This is a genomic window from Aneurinibacillus aneurinilyticus ATCC 12856, from assembly GCF_000466385.1.
Taxonomy (GTDB): domain Bacteria; phylum Bacillota; class Bacilli; order Aneurinibacillales; family Aneurinibacillaceae; genus Aneurinibacillus; species Aneurinibacillus aneurinilyticus.
Map to the genome: position 1 here is coordinate 1 of NZ_KE952770.1, position 4,443 is coordinate 4,443.

The window sequence follows — 4,443 nt, forward strand, 5'->3', positions numbered from 1 at the left end:
TCTTTTTTTCCACCTTATGGATAATCAACAGGCGCGGTAACGAATATTGACATAAAACCAAAAGGTTTCATATAATCGAATATGAAACCTTTTGGTTTTATTTTTGAGCAATATGGAGGTATAAAATGCAAGGAAATAATCAAGGTACAGTACAGGATATTCGACAAATTGTTGTTTTTGATGCACCGATTCAAAAAGTATGGGAGGCGGTTTCCACTGCGGAGGGGATTGCCGCATGGTTTATGCCCAATGATTTTGAACCAAAAATAGGTCACGAATTCCATTTGCAATCACCATTTGGGCCTTCGCCTTGCAAAGTATTGGAACTTGATCCTCCCCATCGACTTTCCTTTACTTGGGACGTATCCGGCTGGGTTGTTTCTTTTGAACTAAAAGAGCTTGATGAAAAAACGCAGTTCACACTTATCCATACTGGTTGGGGAGAAGCGAATGAAGAGGTTCCAAAAGCGGGAGAAAAAAATTCGGTAGTACGCGACAGAATGGATGCAGGTTGGACGATGCTTGTTAATGAAAGACTTCGAAAGGTTATTGAAGGCTAATGTCCACTGCGCCAAAGCACGATATATTTCAAGCTATAGCGGATCCTACACGGCGAAAGCTGCTTAGATTGCTTGCCGAAAAAGAAATGCCGATTACTGAGATAAGCGATCACTTTCCTATAAGCCGTACAGCTGTTTCTAAACATTTGCGCATCCTTTCGGAAGTGGAACTTGTTAGTGGGCGGAAGGTAGGTAGGGAAAAGCAGTATAGGCTACATCCGGAACCTCTGCTCGAATTGAAGCAGTGGCTTTCCTTTTACGAACAATTTTGGGATAACAAGCTTGCTATGCTTAAACATTATGTAGAGGATAAAGAAATAAATGATTTAAGGGGTGTATAACCATACAAAAAAGCTAGCTATTGCCAAGCTAGCTTTTTTGTATTTTATCAAGGGTGTTGATTATCTAGTATGATCCAGAGTGGGTCGTCACCACACCGTGCCCCAAACGGGCGTCGGTTCGTCTCCCGCCCCGAAGCGTAGAGGACCGCTTTTTGCCCCAGCCAGGCGGGACCGCAAGACCGCTTTTTGCCGGTCCAGCCTTGGCGCCACAAAGCGGCTGTGTCTCTTCCTTGTGAGAAAAAGATGAGGGAACACGCCGACGCGTGCATCGTTCTTCTTCTTCACTTCTTTCACTATTTGCATCCAATTCATTGAAACAAGGGGCGTTCTGTGACCTGAGCGTAAAATTTTATGTAATTGAAGAAAATAATGGGCAGACTAAAATGTATCATCATTATTACTTCGTTGAAGGAGCAGAATTATGTGTGGATTTGTTACCCTATATAACAAAAATCAAGTCCCTGTTTCTAAGGACGTATTAAAAAAAATGACCGATATTATCGTTCATCGAGGTCCCGACGATGAAGGGACATATGTAGATGGTCATATCGGCCTTGGATTTAGAAGGCTAAGCATTCTTGATATACAGAATGGAGCGCAGCCGCTTGGTAACTCTGAAAAGGGTATATGGCTTGTTTTCAATGGCGAAATCTATAATCATCTGGAGTTAAAAGATTGGCTAACGAAGAAAGGACACAAATTTCATACAAATTCCGATACGGAAGTTATTGTGCGATTGTATGAAGAAGTAGGAAGCGAGTGTCCAAAATATTTACGCGGCATGTTCGGCTTCGTGATTTGGGATAAAAGAAGGAACATCCTGTTTGCTGCCAGAGATCCGTTTGGCGTTAAGCCAGTATATTATTGTGAAACGTCAAACGGATTTATTGTCGGTTCAGAAATAAAAGCATTCTTCGGTTTAAGCAACATAGAGCGAGAAGTGGATACTCGTTCATTTTATCATTACCTAACGTTTCAGTATGTGCCTGAACCGGCGACCATGTTTCGTTCAATTAGAAAATTAAAAGCCGGTCATTGTATGACCATTACAAATGATACAGTACATATAAAACCGTATTTTAATGTACGATTTAATCCAGAGGAGACCAAACCCTTTGCTGATTTGGTGGAAGAAGCCCGCGCCGTCTTAACTGAATCCGTCCGTTTACACAGAAGTTGCGATGTGCCGCGAGGGGCATTTTTGTCGGGTGGAATCGATTCCAGTTGCTTGGTTGCGCTATTACGACAACAAGAAGCGATCAAAACGTTCTCCATTGGCTTTAATATACCAGGGTACAGTGAATTGGACGATGCAAGGCACACAGCACGATACTTGGGAACAGAGCATTATGAAGTTTGTGTGAATGCTAAAGAGTATTTGAACTTTCTTCCGAAGCTGGTTTGGCATCAAGACGAACCGGTTGCCGATCCATCGGCCGTTGGAATTTATTTTGTTTCCAAGTTGGCCAGCCAACATGTTAAAGTGGTGTTTTCGGGTGAAGGTGCGGATGAGTTTTTTGGGGGATACAACATTTATAAAGAGCCCTATTCACTTCGTGGTTTTATGTACTTGCCGGAATGGGCACGAAAAATGGCGGCGTATCTTGCTTATATTATGCCCTCAGGCATGAAGGGCAAAAGCTTTTTAGAGAGAGGGAGTCAGCCATTAGAAGAACGTTTCTTCGGAAATGCAAAAATCTTTACGGAGCATACAAAAAAGAAGGTGTTATCTGAACACTTTTTCAAGACAGATATACATGAGCCGAGTCATCAGACTATTGCTCATCTTTATGATGAGGCAAGGTACTATGATGAGGTTACAAAAATGCAATATATTGACATTCATACATGGCTACGCGGAAATATACTAATGAAAGCCGACAAAATGTCTATGGCTAATTCGTTAGAACTGCGCGTACCCTTCGTAGACACAAAGGTATTCGATTTCGCATCCACCATTCCTACAAAATACAAAGTAACTCCGGCTACAACGAAGTATTTGCTGCGTGAAGCCATGAAGGATATATTGCCGCCGGAAGTGCAAATTCGGAAAAAGCTGGGATTTCCCGTTCCGATAAGGGTATGGTTAAGAGAAGAGTGGTATGGTTGGGCGAGAGAGCTTATCCATACGGCACAGGTGGAACAATGGATAAACAAGTCAGCTGCCTTACATATGCTTGAGAAGCATAAAGAGGGAAAGATCGATGCGAGTCGACAATTATGGACACTGCTTATTTTTATGCTTTGGCATCAGATTTACATCGAAGGAGCTTATAGCGACTCCTTGCCTGCGAGTACTTTAGCAAAAGCGGCAGCATCAGTGTAAGATTAACCAGGATCCGTTAATTTTAGATGTAAAGATTGAGGGATCCTGGTTTTGTTTTTCTAAAGTGCAGGGGTTCATGAATTCTTGGTACTGTAATTTTCGGGTAGCTTAATCCGTATTGTTTTTGGTTTTTTTAAAGACAAAGCCATTCCGCCAAAAATAAAAACAATCCCTAAAATCTGTATTAGAGTAGGGCGAAAACCAGTGAATAGCATATCTAATAATATAGCAACGCCTGGGTCAAGGAATACTAATGCAGAAATGATGCGTGTAGGTAAATAGCGCAAACTATCAAAAAATAAGTAATATACCAGCCCTGTATGGATTAATCCTGTTGCAATAATGGCAATCCAATTATTCTGGGTAAGACCCGTAAATGAATCAAAATCGATAAACGGCATTAAAATAAAAATCCCTAAAAATGTTTGCAAGAATGTCATCGCGTAAGCGCTTGTGTATTTGATTCCTTTACCTAATAAAGTAGTAAAAGCATAAAATAGAGCTGCTAGAAGTGCCCACACGATACCTGAAGATAATAATTCATGAAAAGAAGTGTGGTTGTTAATACCAATAATTAAAACCGTACCGATAAAGCAAATGACAATAGATAAAAAGGAAAGCACAGCTAATTTTTCTTTAAATATAATACTTCCCATAAGCAGTACTAAAACAGGGGCAAGATGATAAATGGAAATGGCTACTGTAACTGACATCATTTCAAAAGCTTTAAATAAAAATACCCAGTTAAATACAAGAAAGATGCCACAAGCTATGATTTGAGCCGTCTCTCTTTTATTCCATTTCTCCTTTTTATATTGGCCTGATAGCCCCCAGCACAGACTTAAAAAAAGTGTTGCACAAATACAACGGACAAAGACTAATTCAAATGATGGAAGACCTGTTTTCACTGAGAAAAAACCGATCGAACCAAAAATGGTCATTGAAATAGACATTTTAAATACAGGTATTGCTCTCATTTTTGACAGTAGCTCCTTATCATTAGATGTTATATTTATAACTACTAAAAAAAGTAGAAAGAAATACGGTACATACTATATAAATTACACTTGATATTTTAACAAGTAGCGTGGTTGGAAGGAGAGGATTCGGAAAAAAGAAGAGATTGGATGCGCCCTGCGCTCCGGCAGAAGAAAGGGCAAGCGTGTCTTTTTCCGCCGGATCCCGCCCTTCCTTCTTTTCTTACCTCCCACCACAA

General features: G+C 40.5%; 4 protein-coding genes. 3 read left to right on the forward strand and 1 reads right to left on the reverse strand.

All coding sequences use genetic code 11. The features are described 5' to 3' along the window. The first annotated feature begins 125 nt into the window (after positions 1-125). The 3 genes from HMPREF0083_RS10090 (at position 126) to asnB (ending at position 3,227) form a co-directional block, all read left to right on the forward strand. Positions 126-560 (forward strand): SRPBCC family protein, encoded by a 435-nt coding sequence (locus HMPREF0083_RS10090; protein WP_021621198.1) that lies wholly within the window; start codon positions 126-128, stop codon positions 558-560. Beyond that, positions 560-901, forward strand: coding sequence for an ArsR/SmtB family transcription factor (locus HMPREF0083_RS10095; RefSeq protein ID WP_021621199.1), 342 nt, complete (start codon positions 560-562; stop codon positions 899-901). Before HMPREF0083_RS10090 ends, HMPREF0083_RS10095 begins: the two co-directional genes overlap by 1 nt. A 421-nt stretch (positions 902-1,322) precedes the next feature. Next, complete coding sequence (gene asnB / locus HMPREF0083_RS10105; RefSeq protein ID WP_021621201.1) at positions 1,323-3,227, forward strand: asparagine synthase (glutamine-hydrolyzing); 1,905 nt, start codon at positions 1,323-1,325, stop codon at positions 3,225-3,227. Between the two features lie 74 nt (positions 3,228-3,301). On the opposite strand, the gene HMPREF0083_RS10110 is transcribed toward asnB, so the two are convergent. After that, entirely contained in the window at positions 3,302-4,204 is a 903-nt protein-coding gene (locus HMPREF0083_RS10110) for a DMT family transporter (RefSeq protein WP_021621202.1), read from the reverse strand. Positions 4,205-4,443 lie beyond the last annotated feature (239 nt).